The following is a 17,911-nucleotide window of genomic DNA, read 5'->3' on the forward strand; positions in this document are numbered from 1 at the left end:
CTTCCGCGCGACCTTATATTTTCGCTGAGTGGATTCAAGGCCGGTGGCGAGGACACTGTATTATGCCGAAGCAAGTGATGATTGTCGAAGACAACGAGCTGAACATGAAGCTCTTTCGCGATCTCATCGAGGCGTGCGGTTACTCGACGATCCAGACCCGCAACGGCATGGAGGCGCTCGAACTCGCCCGCAAGCACCGTCCCGACCTGATCCTGATGGACATTCAGCTGCCGGAAGTCTCTGGGCTGGAAGTGACGAAATGGTTGAAGGAAGACGACGAGCTGCACGTCATTCCTGTGATTGCCGTCACTGCTTTCGCGATGAAGGGCGACGAGGAGCGTATCCGCCAGGGCGGCTGCGAAGCTTATGTCTCCAAGCCGATTTCCGTGCCGAAATTCATTGAAACAATAAAGACCTATCTGGGCGACGCCTGAGCGTTGAAAAAGGCCATATGACCGCGCGAATTCTGGTTGTTGACGATATTCCGGCGAATGTGAAGCTTCTCGAAGCAAGGCTTCTGGCCGAGTATTTCGAAGTGCTGACCGCCGATAATGGCAGGGATGCGCTGGCCATCTGCGACACCACCCAGGTGGATCTCATTCTGCTCGATATCATGATGCCTGGCATGGATGGCTTTGAGGTCTGCGAGCGGCTGAAGGCAGATCCGAAGGTTGCCCATATCCCTGTTGTCATGGTGACGGCGCTCGACCAGCCGGCAGACCGTGTTCGCGGCCTCAAGGCCGGTGCCGACGACTTCCTGACAAAGCCGGTCAATGACCTCCAGCTGATTTCACGCGTCAAGAGCCTGCTGCGGCTGAAGACCCTGAGTGACGAGCTGCGCTCGCGTGCCGAGACCGCACGCACGCTCGGCTTTGAGGATGGCAGGATCGGCGAGGGCAAGGGCGAGGAGATTGCGCAGGTCCTGCTGGTCGACGGCCGCGCCAATTCGCAGGAGCGCATCGTGCGCGCCTTGAAGCCGATTGCCAATGTCGTGGCCATGTCCGACGCCCAGGCAGCCTTATTCGAAGCAGCGGAAAGCTCCTTCGAGCTGGTGATCGTCAACTCCAATTTCGACGACTATGATCCGCTGCGCCTTTGCTCGCAGTTGCGCTCGCTGGAGCGGACGCGATTTCTTCCGGTCCTGCTGATCACCGATCAGGGTGCCGACGAGATGATCGTCCGGGCACTCGAGCTCGGGGTCAACGATTACATCGTGCGTCCGGTGGATACCAACGAGCTCGTGGCGCGCTGCCTGACGCAGATCAAGCGCAAGCGCTACAATGATCGTCTGCGCGCCAGCGTCCAGGAGACCATCGAGCTTGCCGTCACCGACGCGCTGACCGGGCTGCACAACCGACGTTATCTCGACAACCACCTGGCCATTCTCTTCAAGCGATCCGTCCAGCGCGCCAGGCCGCTTTCGATCCTCATCAGTGATATCGACCGCTTCAAGGCCGTCAATGACCTCTACGGTCACGATGCCGGCGATCAGGTCCTGCGGGAATTTGCCGCCCGCGTACGCTCCACCGTCCGGGGCGCCGATCTCGCCTGCCGTTTCGGCGGTGAGGAATTCGTGGTCGTCATGCCGGATACATCGGCACCGGTCGCAGCCGCTATTGCGGAACGACTGCGTTCAGCCGTCGAAAGTACACCATTCACCCTGCGTGGAACCGGCCAGACCATCGCCATCACGGCTTCTTTCGGGATCTCATCCCGCGAGACATCGCTCGATGGGCCAGACGAACTGCTGAAGCAAGCCGACCGCGCCCTCTATGAGGCGAAAAACGGTGGACGAAACCGCGTGGTCGCTGCGGCCGCCTAGGACTGCAGCGCGTCCGGCGGTGCGAGAGGAAGTCAATCCAAGCTGTTTTGTGCGGCCATTACAAAAGTTTAATATCTGAAAAGTATCGCTTCCGGAATTCGTTCGCAGAAGATTAATAAGTAATTCTGCGTCATTTTATTTTCAAAGTCGCGAGAGTTCGCAATTTCAGTCAATAAGCACTTAAGATATATTGAGTTTTCGACAGTAGTGCAGGATGATTTCTGTCGTAATGCTGGCATACATCCATATCCATGCTGATGTCTTCGGACACAGATTTTGCAAGCAACGCCTGCTCAGTATAAAAAGATTGAGTCGTAACTGAAGGTATACTGACGTTTTACAGTATTTTTGAGTTTAAGCTAAAAAGCGTCGCATCCCAAGCTAGTTTCAACCGCATCCTATTTAACCATAGAGTCAGTCTGACCTCTTTTGACACTGAAGACTTCTTGATTTTAACCGACTTTTAAGCGAGTTTGCCGAGGTCGAACATCGTCCAGCCGGACAGAAATACCCCATGATGCTCAGGTCCGCCGCATCACCTGGTTCGTGGGGTCGGTCGGTCGGATGCATGCCCTGCGGTTCCTCGTACCGCTTTGCATCCGTCCGACCCCTAGTGAGCGCCGCTCTTTCCCGCCGGAAGAGCGGCGTTTTCTATAATGACAGGTCACGCGAACCGCTACCGCCGATCGGAGTTCGATACATCATATTAGTGATGTATGATTTATCATGCCGCGATTTTGCGTGCAATATCGCCCAGGAGATCGGTAGATATTAAACAAACGATCGGCAGACATTAAAAAAGGCGCAACCCCTGCAGGTGCGCCTTCTAAAACCTGAAAACCATAATGATCTTACTTGATCTTGGTTTCCTTGAACTCGACGTGCTTCTTGGCAATCGGGTCGTACTTCGTCTTGTTCATCTTGTCGGTCATCGTGCGGCTGTTCTTTGTGGTGACGTAGAAGAAGCCGGTGTCGGCCGTCGACAGAAGCTTGATCTTGATTGTTGTTGCCTTGGCCATGGTCGTCCTGCCTTTAAGAAAAATGATGCCGTGGACGGCCGGTTGCGGTCCACGGCAAATTATGGCGCGAAATTACAAATCGCGCCCGAAAAGTCAACCCCTCTTCCCCAGGAACAACAGTCTGACCCCGGAAAGCAACACATAAAGCCCGAAGAAACCGGCAATTGCCCAGGCAAATCCATCGGTGCCTGCTGCGTCGATAGCTGTACCGATCGCCTGTGGGCCGGCAACCGTGCCGATTGCATAACAAAACACGAATGCCGCATTGGCAGCGGCAAGATCCGGCCCTGTCAGCTGGGATCCGAGGTGGCTGAGGCCTACCGTATAGAGGCCGGAGACGCATCCTCCGAAGAAAAGAAGCAGGCCTGCGGTTATCATCCAGTTGCCCACCACCCATGGCAGCGCGAGCGCGCCGACCAGGCCCATGCAGGCCATGATGACTAGCAGCGGGCGCTTGTCCGTCAGTTTGTCCGATAGCAGGCCGAGCGGGATCTGGAAGACGACGTTGCCTATACCCATCATCGTCAGCAGCAAGGCGGCATGCGATTCGGTAAAGCCGGAGCGCGTCGCATAGATCGGAAACAGCGACAGACCGCCTGCCTCGACTGCGCCAAACACGAACACCGCGGCGGTAGCCGTCGGCACCAGGAAGACATAGCGCATGAAATGCATCTCGGGCTTTTCTTCCAGCACCGGGCTTTCGTTGCGGGCAATGAAGATTGGGATGGCGGCAACGAGAATGGCGACCGCGCCGATCAGGAAGGGCAAAATACCCTCGCTGCCAACCATGGAGAAAATCAGCGGTCCGGCAGCAAATCCCAACGACAGGACCGTGGCGTAGAGCCCGAGCACGAAGCCGCGCCTTGCCGGGGGAGAGGCGGCATTGATCCAGAATTCCGAAAGGATGAACAGCGTGGTCGTCGCGCCGTGGAAGACCAGCCGCAGCGGGAACCACATCCAGAAGGCCGTCGCATAGTAGAAGCCGACAGCGCTGACGGCCGAGAGAAATACCGCCCACATCATTGTCGAGGCAACGCCGAAGCGGTGCGCCAGCCGTGTGGTGATGGGCGCGGCGATCATTGCCGCGATCCCTGCCATCGCTGTGTTGAGGCCGATCAGCGACGACGAGATACCGCGCTTTTCAAGGATGATGCTGAAAAGGGGCAGGCCGAGACCGATGGCAATGCCAACGGCCGAAATCGACGAGATCGCGGCGAAAAGCGAGGGCCAGTGAATTTCTTCGACATGGCCGACCTTGCCGTTCGTCGGTTCAGTCATGGTTGATCCTTAGCATGGAGCGAACGAAACGTCCGCGTCGCAGAATTGAGAAAGGCATCTTGCCGGCTAATCCAGAGCGCCACATTCCGGGGCGTCCGGTCGATCGCAGCGGCCGGAGCATGCCCGACAATGCTGGCAATGTTCAGACAAGAATTAGCCTCCATGTCAACCCATGGCCGGTGCTGATGTCAGGTCGCGTGGGGAAAACCCTGCCGTTTCGGCTTGTCGCGGCGTCCTGCAGCCTTACCCGGTGCCGTTGCCTTCATCGAACTCGTCCGGCCGGTCTTCGTGACCGCCGAAGCCGTGCATGCGCAGAGCCCATTGCAGGCCGATCACGCCACCCTTGATCGGCTGGATGACGGCAAGTGCCGTCAGCACCGTGATCGGCGCCCAGATGGAAAGCGTCGCCCACATCGGCAGATGGTGCATCGTGTCCGATATCATGTAGCCGCCGACGACAACGTGGCCGAGCACGAGGATGACGAGATAGGGCGGCAGGTCGTCCGAGCGGTGGTGAAACATCTCCTCGCCGCAGACAGCGCAACTGTCCACCGGTTTCAGAAACGCCCGGAACAGCTTCCCACGTCCGCAGTTGGGACAACGGCTGCAGGCGCCGCGCAGGATAGCCTGGCCGAGCGCGCGCTCGGTTTTTTCAGGCCCGCCATAGCGAATGACGGGTGTCGAACCGCTTGCTGTCATCACTCCTCCTCCAGCCGCCCTCCAGCAGCTATTTACGTCCGCGCGGTGGCCTTGTCCCCGGCTTCTTGCGCACCGGCGTCGCGCCGCGTCCAGACTTGTGGAACGAGCGCATGCCACGCGGCAGTTCGCGGCCCTCGCTCAGCATCTCGAAGCGCAGGGCGCCCGCCAGCGGCACCGCTTCAACCAGCTTCACCTTGACGCTGTCGCCAAGCCGATAGCCGAGCCCTGTGCGGTCGCCGACCAGCGCCTGGTGCGCCTCGTCATAGATGTAATAGTCGTTGCTGAGCGTCGAGATCGGAATGAAACCATCGGCGCCGAATTCCGGCAGTCCGATGAACAGTCCCGACTTGGTGACGCCGCCAACGCGGCCGTCAAACTCTTCGCCGACACGGTTGCTCAGGTGATGGGCAATCAGGCGGTCTACGGTCTCGCGTTCGGCCGCCATGGCGCGCCGCTCGAAGGTCGAGATTTCGGCTGCGATGTCGTCGAGACCGGCTTCCTGCTCCGGCGTGATGCCGCCTTCGCCAAACCCGAGCGAACCCACCAGAGCGCGGTGAACGATAAGGTCGGCGTAGCGGCGGATCGGCGAGGTGAAGTGGGCGTACTTCATCAGGTTGAGGCCGAAATGGCCGATGTTTTCCGGGCTGTAGATCGCCTGGCTCTGGGAGCGCAGCACCATCTCGCTGACCATCGTCTGGTGCGGCGTGCCTTCTGCCTTGGCAAGGATACCGTTGAAATTGTTGGCCCGCATGTTGCCGCCCTTGGCGAGCGGAATGTCGAGCGTCGCAAGAAACGTTCTCAGGATCTCCTGCTTGGCGAGCGACGGGCCGTCATGGATGCGGAACACCAGCGGCTGCCGCTGCTTTTCCAGCGTCTCGGCAGCAGCGACGTTCGCCTGGATCATCATCTCTTCGATCAGTTTGTGCGCATCCAGCCGCGGCGGCACGACGACACGGTCGACAGTCCCGTCCGGCTTCAGCTGGATCTTGCGCTCGGGCATGTCGAGTTCCAGCGGCTGCCTGCGGTCGCGGCCGCGTTTCATCACGCCATAGGCATGGTAGAGCGGCTTCAGGATCGGTTCCAGCAGCGGTCCTGTCTGATCGTCAGGTGTTCCGTCGATCGCTGCCTGCGCCTGCTGGTAGGAGAGCTTGGCGGCACTCTTCATCATGATGCGGTGGAAGGTGTGGCCAATCTTGCGGCCCTCGCGCGAAAACACCATGCGCACGGCAATCGCCGGCCTGTCGACGCCTTCCTTCAGCGAGCAGAGATCGTTGGAGATCCGCTCCGGCAGCATCGGCACCACCCGGTCGGGGAAATAGACCGAGTTGCCGCGCTTCTGCGCCTCGCGGTCGAGCATGGAATTCGGCCTGACATACCAGGAGACGTCAGCGATTGCGACGTTGACGATGACGCCTTCGACATTGTCGGGAGAAGGGTCCAGCTCGGCATATACGGCGTCGTCGTGGTCCTTGGCGTCGGCCGGATCGATGGTGATCAATGGCACGTTGCGCCAGTCTTCGCGGCTTTTCATCGTCGCTGGCTTGGCATCGTCAGCCTCGGCCAGCACCGGCAGCGGGAAGATGTAGGGGATGCCATGGGCATGGATGGCAATCATCGAGATTGCCTTTTCCGAGCCGACGGAGCCAAGCACCGACAGGACTTTGGCGCGCGGCAGGCCAAAGCGGCCGAGACGCGCAACTTCGATCTCGACCAGGTCGCCATCCTTCGCGGTGCCGATATCCTCGGGATCGATGACCATTTCCTCGCCGCGCCGCTCCACCGGCATCAGCCGTCCGCCACCACCGGGCGTCTCTCGGAAAACGCCAAGTGCAGCACTGCGGCGGCGGTCTAGAACCTTGATGATCCGTGCCGTGTAAGCCGGTCCGCCGCGGTCTCCGGCCGGAAATATCTTTGCCAAAACCCGGTCGCCCATGCCGGCCACGGGTGCCTTGCCCTTGCCGTTGCGGCCGGCGGGCGAAGACGTCTGGCGGATGGCAACGGCAGGCGCGACGCCGGCATCTTCCGGCCATTCGGCCGGGCGGCCGATCAGCTCGCCGTCCTTGTCGCGGGTGGTGATGTCGAGCACGGTCACGGGGGGAAGGGCGCCGGGTCGCATCAGCGACTTGCGGTTCTTCTGCACCATGCCGTCCTCTTCGAGGTCGCGCAGCAGGTTTTTCAGCTCGACGCGTTGCTCGCCCTTCAGCCCGAAGGCCTTGGCCAGTTCGCGTTTGGAGGCTTGCTGTGGATGGTCGGCAATGAAGCGCAGAATGACTTCGCGCGGCGGCAATACACCCTGGACGATCGTGTCCCTGGCTGGCGCCGTAACATCACCCTTGGCAGCGCCAGTCTTGGCGGCACGCACGGGCTTGCCGAGACGACGTTCGACTGGCGACGGTCTGCTGCGCGGTTCTCTGCTCACTCTGCTGCCTTCTTCACTGTCTTCTTGGCGGCTGGCTTGGCCTTGGCCTTGGCTGCCGGCTTGGCGGCGGTCTTGGTCGTCTTTGCCAATGCGGCAGCGGTCTTCGTCTTCGCTGCTGCCTTCGCCTTCGGTGCGGCCTTGGCCTTGGCGGCAGCCTTCGGCTTGGCAGGCTTGCCGGCCTTCTCGACGATCAGGGCAAGCGCTTCCTCGACACTGACGCTCTGCGGATCCTTGCCCTTCGGCAACGTCGCATTGACCTTGCCCCAGTTGACATAGGGCCCATACTTGCCGTCGCGCACGGTGATCTTGCCGCCACCGTCCGGATGGTCGCCAAGGTCCTTCAACGCTGCCGGCGTGCCGCGACCGCTTGGGCCCTTGGCCTGCTTGTCGGCGAGCACCGTAACGGCGCGGTTGAGACCGACGGTGAATACGTCCTCGATGGTCTCGAGGTTGGCGTAGGAGCCGTCATGCAGCAGGAATGGCCCGTAGCGGCCGAGGCCGGACGAGATCATCTTGCCGCTTTCCGGATGCTTGCCGATATCGCGCGGCAGCGCGATCAGTGCCATCGCCTTCTCGTAATCGATATCCTCGGGCTTCCAACCCTTCGGCAGCGACGAGCGCTTGGCTTCCTTGCCCTCTCCACGCTGGATGTAGGGGCCGAAGCGACCGGAGCGCAGTGTCAGCTCTTCCTCGGTCACCGGATCCTTGCCGAGCGCCTTCGGCTCGCTGAGGCCGGTCGATTCCGCATCCGTGCCGCCTTCCGACGAGAGCTGGCGGGTGAAATTGCAGTCCGGATAGTTCGAGCAGCCAACAAAGGCGCCGTACTTGCCGAGCTTCAGCGACAGGTTGCCGGTGCCGCAGACCTGGCAGATGCGCGGATCGCTGCCGTCTTCGCGGGTCGGAAACACCAGCGGCGCCAGCGCCTCGTTCAGCGCATCGAGGACGTTGGTGACGCGCAGTTCCTTGGTGTCGTTGATCTGGGCGAAGAAAGCCGTCCAGAATTCGCGCAACACGTCCTTCCAGTTCAGTTCGCCGGCCGAGATTCGGTCGAGCTTTTCCTCGAGGTCGGCGGTGAAGTCGTATTCGACGTAGCGGGTGAAGAAGTTTTCGAGAAAGGCGGTGACCAGCCGGCCCTTGGCCTGCGGCACCAGCTTGCGCTTGTCGATCGTCACATAGTCGCGGTCGCGCAAGGTTGCCAGCGTTGCGGCATAGGTGGAAGGCCGGCCGATGCCGAGCTCTTCCATCTTCTTGATAAGTGTTGCTTCCGAATAGCGCGGTGGCGGTTCGGTGAAATGCTGCGTCGAGTTGATCTTCTGCTTGGCGAGGTTCTCGCGGGCGTTGATCTCCGGCAGGCGGCCGTCCTCTTCGCCATCATCGCTCTGCTCGCCGTCTTCCTTCTGGTCGGTATAGGCGGCGATGAAGCCATCGAAGCGGATGACGGAGCCAACGGCCCGCAGGCCGGCTTTGTCGCCACCATTGGTCGCCAGGATCTCGACGGTCGTCCGCTCGATCTCGGCAGACGCCATCTGGCTGGCAATCGCCCGTTTCCAAATCAGGTCGTAGAGACGAAGCTGGTCGGCATCGAGGGCGCTGCGCAGGTGATCGGGAATGCGTTCGAAGTCAGTAGGACGCACGGCCTCGTGCGCTTCCTGTGCATTCTTCGCCTTGCTCGAATAGAAACGGGCCTTTTCCGGCAGGTAGCGATTGCCGAACTGGCTGCCGATGGCGCTGCGCGCCGCATCGATCGCCTCCGGCGCCATCTGCACGCCATCGGTACGCATATAAGTAATAAGACCCACGGTCTCGCCACCGATGTCGATACCTTCATACAGCCGCTGCGCGACCTGCATGGTACGCGATGCGGAGAAGCCGAGCTTGGAAGAAGCCGCCTGCTGCAGCGTCGAGGTGGTGAACGGCGGCGAAGGATTGCGCTTGACGGGCTTCGCCTCGACGGTGTCGACGACGTAGCTGGCGCCTTCGAGCAATGTCTTGAGATTGCCGGCCTGTTCGCCGTTGGCAATCGAGCGGGCCTGCAGCCGCTTGCCGTCGGCGACCGTCAGGCGGGCTTCGAATTCATCGCCGCGCGGCGTCTTCAGCAGCGCCGAGAGGTTCCAGTATTCTTCGGAGACAAAGCGCTCGATTTCGGATTCGCGGTCGCAAACCAGACGCAGGGAAACAGACTGCACGCGGCCGGCAGAGCGGGCGCCGGGCAGCTTGCGCCATAGCACCGGCGACAGGTTGAAGCCGACGAGATAGTCGAGGGCCCGGCGCGCCAGATAGGCATCGACCAGCGGTCCGTCGATATCGCGCGGGTTGGCCATGGCGTCGAGAACGGATTTCTTGGTGATGGCGTTGAAGACGACGCGCTGCACCTTCTTGGTGCCGATCACCTTCTTCTTGTTGAGAAGGTCGAGCACATGCCAGGAGATCGCTTCACCTTCGCGATCAGGGTCGGTCGCGAGGATCAGGCCATCGGCCGTCTTCATGGCGTCCGTGATATCCTTCATGCGCTTGGCCGAGGCCGCGTCGACTTCCCAGAGCATCTCGAAGTCCTGGTCGGGCAAAACCGAACCATCCTTGGCGGGCAGATCGCGCACGTGACCGAAAGACGCCAGGACCTTGTAGTTGGGTCCCAGATATTTGTTGATCGTCTTGGCCTTGGCAGGCGATTCTACCACTACAACATTCATGATCATTCTCTAATTAGGAGGTCGCGCTGAGGAGAAACAGGCGGGTGTCCGGGCAATCTTCACTTCCCGGCCCCTCGACATGGACAGTGAAATCGCTGCGGTCAAGAGGGACGGTGCATTTTTGCCGCCTGCAACGTGACGCAACTTTTACGAGATATTAAACGTATTGCAATTATAGATAAATGCTTTATCGTCTTTGATATGCAGAGATAACGACAGTCCATGCAGTGATACACCCTTGCGACGGGAAGACGAAATGACGTCCAAACCTGTGAAAAATAAGGGAGGGCAGACCTCCATGGAAAGCTTTGCATTCATCCGCCAGATGTTGGGCGAGTTGCGGCAGGTGGCAGAAAGGGAACGTGCCGATCTTCTGTGCTACCTTCTGGAGATGGCCTACGTCGAGGCCGGCGACCTCCAGGCCGGCCATCGACCCCTCGCATCAATCCAGCATGGCGAGCGACACTAGCCCGCCGGGGTGTCGATGCAACCGTCCGGCGAGATCGAGTTCGATCAGGACCAGGTAGACCGATGCCGCCGCCAGCACCGTGTGGCGGATGATGTCGTCGATCTCGACCGGCGTGGGCCCGAGCGAATCGACGATGCGGGCGCGGTCGTTGTCATCGGGCGGCAGGAGCATCGGCTTGCCGGGATCTTCGCCAGGCTCCTCCGCCATCGGCGTCGAGAACAGGTCGATCTCCGACAGCGGCGCCAGCGCCTCGATGATATCGCCGGGGCTGGTCGCGATCATTGCGCCATCCTTCAGCAAGCCGTTCGTTCCCTGACAGCGCGGATCGAGCGGCGAGCCGGGCACGGCAAACACCAGCCGCCCGAATTCCCCGGCAAGCCGCGCCGTGATCAACGAGCCGGAGCGTGTCGCCGCCTCGACGACCACCAGACCCAGCGCGGCCCCAGCGATAAGTCGATTGCGACGGGGGAAGTCGCGGGCCCTCGGCTCCCAGCCGAATGGCATCTCGCTCAGCGCCATGCCATCGCCGTTCCAGATTTCATTGAGCAATCCGACGTTTTCGGGCGGGTAGGGCTGGTCCAGTCCTCCGGCCAGTGCCGCGATGGTGCCGGTCTCGATACTGGCCCGATGGGCTGCCGTATCGATGCCGCGCGCCAGCCCAGAGATCACCGCATAGCCGGCACGACCGCAGTCCCGCGCGATCATTGCCGCGAACTTGGCGCCGCTGATCGAGGCATTGCGCGAGCCGACGACACCGACCACGGGCTTCGTGCCCGTGGCAAGATTGCCCTTGGCCGCCAGCAGCGGCGGAGCACCGTCGATCTGCCGCAGCGCCGGAGGATAGTCGGGTTCGCCGATGCCGATGAAGCGCGCTCCGAAGCGCTCGGCAATCTCCAGTTCGCGCAGGGCATCGCTTTCGCTGCAGATGCGGATAGCCCGCGTTGCGCCGCCGCGCTGCGACAATTCCGGCAGCATCGCGAGCGCGGTTTCGGCCGAGCCGAAGTGGTTGATGAGGTCGCGGAAGGTGGCAGGCCCGACATTGTCGGAGCGGATCAGCCTGAGCCAGGCAATCCGTTGTTTTTCCGTCAGCGCAATCCCAGACCGTCTTGCGCTGTCCGTGGCCATGAACCTACCCCTTGGATCCGATCTTGCTTTCCGTCCCTGCAGTCAGCCTGGCGATGTTGGCCTTGTGTTTCCACCAGCAGATGAGGCTCATCAGCGTCATCGCCGCAGCAATCTTGTCGGGTCCCACTATCCACAGCGCAACCGGAATAACAAGTGTTGCAACCAGTGCGGACAGCGACGAGTACCGGCTGAGGAAGGCGCAAGTGAGCCAGACGACCGCAAACAGCAGCACCATAACCGGCGCCAGCGCCAGCAGGATACCGATATAGGTTGCCACACCCTTGCCGCCCCTGAAGCCGATCCAGACCGGAAAGATATGGCCGATGAACGCAGCAAAGCCCGCCAGCAGACCGGCCTCTGCGCCAAAAAGCCGCGTGCAGACAAATGCGGCGAGGGTGCCTTTGAGGGCATCGAGCAGCATCGTTGCGACTGCGAGCTTTTTGCTGCCGGTGCGCAGCACATTGGTTGCCCCGATGCTGCCGGAGCCGATTGACCTGACATCGCCGAGCCCGGCCATGCGGGTCAACACCAGTCCAAAGGGGATGGAGCCCAGCAAATAGCCGATAGCAAGGGCTGCCAGCGCTAGCGGCACGGTGATCTGCCAGTTCATGATGTCGTTCAAATCGTCCCCCTATAGTCCGGCATTTCCATCCGTTTTCAGTTCAGCGAATAGACCAATGCGCCCCCCACATAGGTCGCTACCGCCCGGCCGCTGAACCGGGCATCCTCGAACGGTGTATTCTTCGAGCGCGACAGAAGCATGTCCTTGGCGACAAGCCAAGGCTCGTCGATATCGATCAGCGTGATATCGGCTTTCGCGCCCGGCTGGAGCGTGCCGGCATCGAGCCCGAAGATCTGGGCCGGTCGCGTCGAGAGAGCATCGATCAGCCGCATCAGGCTGACCTGGCCGCTGTGGTGGAGGCGCAGGGCCGCGGCCAGCATGGTTTCCAGCCCGATGGCGCCGTCCGCCGCCTCAGCGAAAGGCAGCCGCTTGGTGTCGACATCCTGCGGATCGTGCGAGGAGACGATGATGTCGATCGTGCCATCGGCGAGCGCTTCGATCATAGCCATCCGGTCGTCTTCGGGTCTGAGCGGCGGATAGAGCTTGAAGAACGTACGGTATTCGCCGATGTCGTTCTCGTTCAGCGCCAGATTGTTGATTGAGATGCCGCAGGTGACCTTGGCGCCGCGTTTCCGGGCGCTCCTGATCGCCTCGGCCGACTCAGGCACCGAAATCATCGCGGCGTGGTAGTTGCTGCGGGTCAGTGCCGCGATCCGGAGGTCGCGCTCGAGCGGGATGATCTCTGCTTCCTTCGGAATACCCGACAGGCCGAGCCAGCTGGCGAACAGGCCTTCGTTCATGACGCCCTCTGCGCCGAGATGTTCGTCGCGCGGCACGGAAGCAATGACGGCGCCGAACTCGCGGCCGTAGGTCATAACCCGGCGCAGCACCTGCGCGTCGTGGATGCTGGCATGGCCATCTGTAAAGGCCACGGCGCCGGCTTCCCTCAACAGGCCGATCTCGGTCATTTCAGTGCCGGCCAGCCCCTTGGTAAGGGCAGCGGCGGGATAGACATTCACGACCGCCTTGTCGCGCGCCGTTTTCTTGACGAATTCGACCAGCGCGATGTCGTCTATGACGGGATCGGTATCCGGCATCATGATAAAGGAGGTTATGCCGCCGGCTGCTGCAGCGCGGCTGGCCGAGGCAATCGTCTCGCGGTACTCGCTGCCGGGTTCGCCGACATGCACGCGGGCATCCACGAGGCCGGGCACCGCTATCAGCCCGGCGCAATCGCGCACGGTGGCGCCCGCCGGAAACGGCAGGCCATCGGCTTGCTTGCCGGATGCAACGATGACGCCGTTCTCGACGATAACGGTGCCGGTCTCGTCGAGCTGGCGTGAGGGGTCGATGATGCGGACGTTGGTGAGGACGATGGTGTTCATGCGCGCGGCCCCTGGTTCTGCGAGACAAGCAGCGTTTCCATCACGGCCATCCTGACGGCGACCCCCATTTCCACCTGTTCGGCAATGACGCTCTGCGGGCCGTCGGCCACCTCGGAGGCGATTTCGACGCCACGGTTCATCGGCCCCGGATGCATCACAAGCGCATCCTCCTTGGCGGCTTTCAGCGTCTCGGCATCGAGCCCGTAGAAATGGAAATACTCGCGCACCGAAGGCACGAAGGCGCCGGACATGCGCTCGCGCTGCAAGCGCAGCATCATCACCACGTCTGCATCCTTCAAGCCTTCCTTCATCGAGTGGCAGATTTCCACGCCCATCTCGGCCATCCCGGTCGGCAGCAGCGTCGCCGGCGCCACGACGCGCACCCGGGCGCCCATGGCGTTGAGCAGCAATATGTTGGAGCGGGCGACGCGCGAATGCAGGACGTCGCCGCAGATAGCAACGATGATCCGCGACAGCTTGCCCTTGGCACGGCGGATGGTCAGCGCGTCCAGCAGCGCCTGGGTCGGATGCTCGTGCTGGCCATCGCCGGCATTGACGACGGCGCAGGAGACTTTTTGAGCCAACAATGCGGCAGCGCCGGCGCTCGAATGGCGGATGATCAGCACGTCCGGCCGCATGGCATTCAGCGTCATCGCCGTGTCGATGAGGGTTTCGCCCTTCTTCACCGAGGAATTGCCGACCGACATGTTCATGACGTCGGCGCCAAGCCGCTTGCCGGCGAGTTCGAACGACGCCTGCGTCCGCGTCGAGGCTTCAAAGAAAAGGTTGATCTGCGTCAGCCCGCGCAGCGTCGACGTCTTCTTCTCGCGCTGCCGGCTGATCTTCACCGCCTCGTCCGCCTTGTCGAGCAGATAGGTGATATCCTGCTCTTTGAGACCTTTGATGCCGATAAGGTGGCGGTGGGGAAAAAAGACCATGCGGGCGCCCTCGGATGTCGTCAGGGGCTCTATAATGAGCGCGCGGCGAGGGGGCAAGGCGGTTCGGAGAGTTCAGGCCGGGCGGGGCGACTTCGGCAACATGTTTATGGTGTTCCTTGGCAACTCGGGATCTATGCGTACCCGCTTGGGTCGGGCGGAAGAGAATGGCTTGCGCAATATCCCCGTCCGCCAATGTCCAATGGCCGACGTATTGCTTCAGGCTAGATGAGTTTGGGAATGACTCGATAGGTCGGAGCGCGCTCAATCCGATTACAGATAGCGGCCATGCGCGGATTTGCACGTTTGGCCTGTCGAAAACTCTCAAATGTCCGTTTGTCGACCATTGTAACGTCGGCATAGGGCGCAAGGCACGCCAGATAGCCATCGTTGAGTTCGCTGCCTTTGCGTTCGTTAAGCGTGGCGGCATGTTTGCGCAAGTTTGACGAGATGATCCACGATGGCAACCGATCCATCTTGACCGAGCGTTTCAGTTCAGGGAACGGAATGCCCATCCCCTCAGTGCAAATCTTCATCTGTTTTAGAAACTGCCCATGGTCGAGCACCTCGCCAAGGGTAGCGGTAACGTCGACGTCTGAAGGCTCTATTTCAAAGTATGCGAGAGATTGCCACACAAGATCCGCAGCCTTCAATGGCAAATGCTCGATCTCATCCGCGACTTTTTCCATGAACCCGCCAGCAATATCGTTGGGATCGGAGATCCTTCCGTCACCATATTTTCTGATATCCATCGCCAGACTGCCTCGAATCACATCCAATTGGCGACTCATGGACACCTTCGAACGGATCCGGCCGCCCAGTAATTCCGACATGGGTTTTGATCTTAGATCGACCGCCGTCGAGTGTGTGATAGCGACGTGGCTGCGGGCCTTGTGAGAACGAGCAAGAAAAAGCTTCCGCAATGCGAGCCAAACGTCTGGGTCAGAGCCGAGCATGTCTTCGCCGGTGCCTACGCGAATGATGGAACTGGTGACACGCGAACGCAATGTGGCGAGGTCATCGCCTGGATTGTGGTAGGCGGACAGGGCCTCTGCACCTAATATCGAGGTTATGCCGCCAATATCACCCTGCACGGATGACGTCGCAATCCAGGCAACGAGAGGCAGTGCATGAAGGAAGCGCAGGCGCGATCGCACCAAAACTTCATCATCGATAGCGCAAAGCTCTTCTAGATGATGGAGCGTCACCATAGGGATCGTGCCGGAATCCTCTAGCCACGACGAAAATTCCTCCGAATGGCGGCGTGCTACTGCATCGGTCGAAGACTTGTCACGCTGCCATTGCGTTAAATGTGACGTGTCGAGCGCCAAGTAGGTTGGCTTCAGTAGGATCACCCGGCATCCCTTCATTAGTCAAAAAATTACATCTGGTTGTCGTCCCAACGCTGCGCACAAAACGGTGAGGGCTTGGCTGACTGTTGTCGATCCAAAGTAAAGTCGTATTTCAGAAACGGCTTCAGGAGGTGGTAGCACACGAAACTGGTTCAAATCCTCCAGCATATTGAACAAAGTATCATTAGAGCGTTTCGGGGCCTAGTATGGGATACGATGGCACTACAGCTACCCAGAAGTACTTGGCGGTCGCCTCCAGTTTCACGGGCATACGCAGACATGGCGGTTGCCATCCCGCTGGCGGAGGCCAAGACCAACTGCTCCGTGTGGGAATGCGACGACCTTTCGTCTGAAGCTTCGCAGCATCCAGCGCGAATAAGCCAGCCCCACTGTGTACATCGCCATGAATCTTTTGCCTGGACGTTTCCACCATAGGTGACTTCGGCTAGAAGCGAATCATGACCCAAGCGCCCCGGAACGAAGACCCGTTGACCGATCTGAACCAGCCGAGCCTTTGGTCCGGCATCAATGCCTACCGTTCCGATCCGCTGATCGTTGACCTGACGGCCAATCTGCCGCGCAGCATTCGCGAAGACCTCGAGCAGATGGGGCGTTTCGTGACGTCGCATGAAGCGCAGGAATTGGCACGGATGGCAAACCAGGGCGTGCCGCAGCTGAAGACGCACGGGCCGCGCGGCGAACGGCTGGATATCGTCGAGTTCCATCCGGCCTGGCATGCGCTGATGCGCCGCTCGATGTCGGCGGGGCTTCATTCCTCGATCTGGGATCCGCAGGCGGATGTCGAGGCCAAGGACCAGGCGCACAAGGTACGAGCCGCGCGCTTCTACCTGACAGCGCAGCTCGAATGCGGCCATCTCTGCCCGCTGACGATGACCAGCGCCTCGGTGGCGGCGATGATGGCAGCCCCTGCGGTCCAGAAGGACTGGGCGCCAAAAATCCTGTCGCGGAAATATGATTCCACCAACAAGCCGGCCATGCAGAAATCCGCCGTCACCATCGGCATGGGTATGACGGAAAAGCAGGGCGGCACGGATGTGCGCGCCAATGTCACGTCGGCCGAGCGGGTGGGGGAGGGCATCTATCGGCTCTCCGGCCACAAATGGTTCCTGTCGGCGCCGATGAGCGATGCCTTCGTCATGCTCGCCCAGACGGGCGACGGGCTGGGCTGCTTCCTGGTGCCACGGCTGCTCGAGGACGGCTCGGCCAACGGGCTGCATTTCCAGCGCCTGAAGGACAAGATCGGCAACCGCTCGAATGCGTCCGCCGAAGTTGAATTCACCGATACGTTCGGCTTCCTGCTCGGCACTCCCGATGGCGGCGTCCGGACGATTCTCGACATGGTGACCCTGACGCGGCTCGATTGTGCGCTGGCGTCGTCGGGCATCATGCGCGCGTCGCTCGCCGAAGCGGTGCACCACGCGCGCGGTCGCAGCGTGTTCGGCAAGCCGCTGGTGAGCCAACCGATCATGACGCGCGTGCTCGCAGACATGGCGCTCGACGTCGCCGGTGCGACTGCCCTTTCGTTCCGTCTGGCCGAAGCCTTCGACAAGGCCCGCGACAGCGCTGACGACGCAGCCTACGCCCGGGTGATGACGCCGGTTGCCAAATACTGGTGCTGCAAGATCGCCCCGGCGCTGATCTACGAGGCGATGGAATGCATCGGCGGCAGCGGCTATATCGAGGAACGCCCCATTGCTCGCCACTACCGCGAGGCGCCGGTCAACGCCATCTGGGAAGGCTCCGGCAATGTCATGGCGCTCGATCTTCTGCGCGTTCTCAACCGTGGTCGAGACCTGTTTGAAACGGTATTCGCCGGACTTGCCCGCGATCTCGGTCCGGCCGGCAAGAAGACCATCGCCGTGCTGCGTGCCGCCATGGCGCTCTGCGAGCGCGACGAGGGCGCTGCCCGGCTGCTGATCGAGCAGCTCGCCTTGGCTGCCGCCGCCGCCGAACTCTACCGGCTCGGTGCCGGCAAAGTCGCCGATGCCTTCATCGAAACGCGTCTGGCCGGCGGCTGGCGCTCGACCTACGGCATGCTCGACAGCCGTTTCGACGCCAGCTACATCGTCGACCTGCTCTATCCACCCGCGACCTGACGGAGAGTTCGGCGCGCATCGAAACGCAAGGGGGGACAT

The 17,911-nt window shown here is 61.0% G+C and carries 14 protein-coding genes; 4 read left to right on the forward strand and 10 right to left on the reverse strand.

Features of this window, described 5'->3' with window-relative positions; genetic code table 11:
- Positions 1-62 precede the first annotated feature (62 nt).
- Positions 63-434, forward strand: coding sequence for a response regulator (locus EQW76_RS24080; protein WP_111220600.1), 372 nt, complete (start codon positions 63-65; stop codon positions 432-434).
- Positions 435-451: 17 nt separating this feature from the next.
- The gene (locus EQW76_RS24085; protein WP_142829021.1) at positions 452-1,822 is read left to right on the forward strand and encodes a PleD family two-component system response regulator; all 1,371 of its coding nucleotides are present in this window, start codon (positions 452-454) and stop codon (positions 1,820-1,822) included.
- Positions 1,823-2,673: 851 nt separating this feature from the next.
- Here EQW76_RS24085 and rpmG read toward each other — a convergent pair.
- The 5 genes from rpmG to topA all read right to left on the reverse strand — a co-directional run bounded on the left by rpmG (position 2,674) and on the right by topA (position 9,927).
- Positions 2,674-2,841: a 50S ribosomal protein L33 gene (gene rpmG, locus EQW76_RS24090; protein ID WP_111220602.1), complete on the reverse strand. Its 168-nt coding sequence runs from the start codon at positions 2,839-2,841 to the stop codon at positions 2,674-2,676.
- Positions 2,842-2,934: 93 nt separating this feature from the next.
- Positions 2,935-4,119: an MFS transporter gene (locus tag EQW76_RS24095; protein WP_142829019.1), complete on the reverse strand. Its 1,185-nt coding sequence runs from the start codon at positions 4,117-4,119 to the stop codon at positions 2,935-2,937.
- A gap of 243 nt (positions 4,120-4,362) precedes the next feature.
- Positions 4,363-4,818 carry a DUF983 domain-containing protein gene (locus EQW76_RS24100; RefSeq protein ID WP_142829018.1) on the reverse strand — a complete coding sequence of 152 codons (456 nt, stop codon included), beginning with the start codon at positions 4,816-4,818 and terminating at the stop codon, positions 4,363-4,365.
- A gap of 28 nt (positions 4,819-4,846) precedes the next feature.
- Positions 4,847-7,237, reverse strand: coding sequence for a ribonuclease R (gene rnr, locus EQW76_RS24105; RefSeq protein WP_143123312.1), 2,391 nt, complete (start codon positions 7,235-7,237; stop codon positions 4,847-4,849).
- Positions 7,234-9,927: a type I DNA topoisomerase gene (gene topA, locus EQW76_RS24110; protein WP_143123313.1), complete on the reverse strand. Its 2,694-nt coding sequence runs from the start codon at positions 9,925-9,927 to the stop codon at positions 7,234-7,236. The genes rnr and topA overlap by 4 nt, the downstream gene beginning before the upstream one ends.
- A gap of 256 nt (positions 9,928-10,183) precedes the next feature.
- On the opposite strand from topA, the gene EQW76_RS24115 reads away from it, so the two are divergent.
- The gene (locus EQW76_RS24115) at positions 10,184-10,396 is read left to right on the forward strand and encodes a hypothetical protein (RefSeq protein ID WP_111220607.1); all 213 of its coding nucleotides are present in this window, start codon (positions 10,184-10,186) and stop codon (positions 10,394-10,396) included.
- Here EQW76_RS24115 and dprA read toward each other — a convergent pair.
- The 5 genes from dprA to EQW76_RS24140 form a co-directional block, all read right to left on the reverse strand.
- Complete coding sequence (gene dprA / locus EQW76_RS24120) at positions 10,370-11,521, reverse strand: DNA-processing protein DprA (protein ID WP_142829012.1); 1,152 nt, start codon at positions 11,519-11,521, stop codon at positions 10,370-10,372. The genes EQW76_RS24115 and dprA overlap by 27 nt on opposite strands.
- Before the next feature lie 4 nt (positions 11,522-11,525).
- Entirely contained in the window at positions 11,526-12,131 is a 606-nt protein-coding gene (gene plsY / locus EQW76_RS24125; RefSeq protein ID WP_142829064.1) for a glycerol-3-phosphate 1-O-acyltransferase PlsY, read from the reverse strand.
- 47 nt (positions 12,132-12,178) lie between these two features.
- Positions 12,179-13,468, reverse strand: coding sequence for a dihydroorotase (locus EQW76_RS24130; protein WP_142829010.1), 1,290 nt, complete (start codon positions 13,466-13,468; stop codon positions 12,179-12,181).
- Positions 13,465-14,406, reverse strand: coding sequence for an aspartate carbamoyltransferase catalytic subunit (locus EQW76_RS24135; protein ID WP_142829008.1), 942 nt, complete (start codon positions 14,404-14,406; stop codon positions 13,465-13,467). Before EQW76_RS24135 ends, EQW76_RS24130 begins: the two co-directional genes overlap by 4 nt.
- A 221-nt stretch (positions 14,407-14,627) precedes the next feature.
- On the reverse strand, positions 14,628-15,758 hold the full coding sequence (locus EQW76_RS24140) for a hypothetical protein (RefSeq protein WP_142829007.1): 1,131 nt from the start codon (positions 15,756-15,758) through the stop codon (positions 14,628-14,630).
- A gap of 455 nt (positions 15,759-16,213) precedes the next feature.
- Here EQW76_RS24140 and EQW76_RS24145 point away from each other — a divergent pair, with 455 nt between their 5' ends.
- Entirely contained in the window at positions 16,214-17,872 is a 1,659-nt protein-coding gene (locus tag EQW76_RS24145; RefSeq protein WP_142829005.1) for an acyl-CoA dehydrogenase family protein, read from the forward strand.
- Positions 17,873-17,911: the final 39 nt, after the last annotated feature.

Source organism: Rhizobium sp. rho-13.1 (genome assembly GCF_007000305.1).
GTDB classification, from domain to species: Bacteria; Pseudomonadota; Alphaproteobacteria; order Rhizobiales; family Rhizobiaceae; genus Rhizobium; species Rhizobium rhododendri.

Bases quoted from the DNA above. Each gene is read 5' to 3' on its own strand.
- EQW76_RS24080 (WP_111220600.1), top strand. From the start codon at position 63: ATGCCGAAGCAAGTGATGATTGTCGAAGACAACGAGCTGAACATGAAG.
- EQW76_RS24085 (WP_142829021.1), top strand. From the start codon at position 452: ATGACCGCGCGAATTCTGGTTGTTGACGATATTCCGGCGAATGTGAAG.
- rpmG (WP_111220602.1), bottom strand. From the start codon at position 2,841: ATGGCCAAGGCAACAACAATCAAGATCAAGCTTCTGTCGACGGCCGAC.
- EQW76_RS24095 (WP_142829019.1), bottom strand. From the start codon at position 4,119: ATGACTGAACCGACGAACGGCAAGGTCGGCCATGTCGAAGAAATTCAC.
- EQW76_RS24100 (WP_142829018.1), bottom strand. From the start codon at position 4,818: ATGACAGCAAGCGGTTCGACACCCGTCATTCGCTATGGCGGGCCTGAA.
- topA (WP_143123313.1), bottom strand. From the start codon at position 9,927: ATGAATGTTGTAGTGGTAGAATCGCCTGCCAAGGCCAAGACGATCAAC.
- EQW76_RS24115 (WP_111220607.1), top strand. From the start codon at position 10,184: ATGACGTCCAAACCTGTGAAAAATAAGGGAGGGCAGACCTCCATGGAA.
- dprA (WP_142829012.1), bottom strand. From the start codon at position 11,521: ATGGCCACGGACAGCGCAAGACGGTCTGGGATTGCGCTGACGGAAAAA.
- plsY (WP_142829064.1), bottom strand. From the start codon at position 12,131: ATGAACTGGCAGATCACCGTGCCGCTAGCGCTGGCAGCCCTTGCTATC.
- EQW76_RS24130 (WP_142829010.1), bottom strand. From the start codon at position 13,468: ATGAACACCATCGTCCTCACCAACGTCCGCATCATCGACCCCTCACGC.
- EQW76_RS24135 (WP_142829008.1), bottom strand. From the start codon at position 14,406: ATGGTCTTTTTTCCCCACCGCCACCTTATCGGCATCAAAGGTCTCAAA.
- EQW76_RS24145 (WP_142829005.1), top strand. From the start codon at position 16,214: ATGACCCAAGCGCCCCGGAACGAAGACCCGTTGACCGATCTGAACCAG.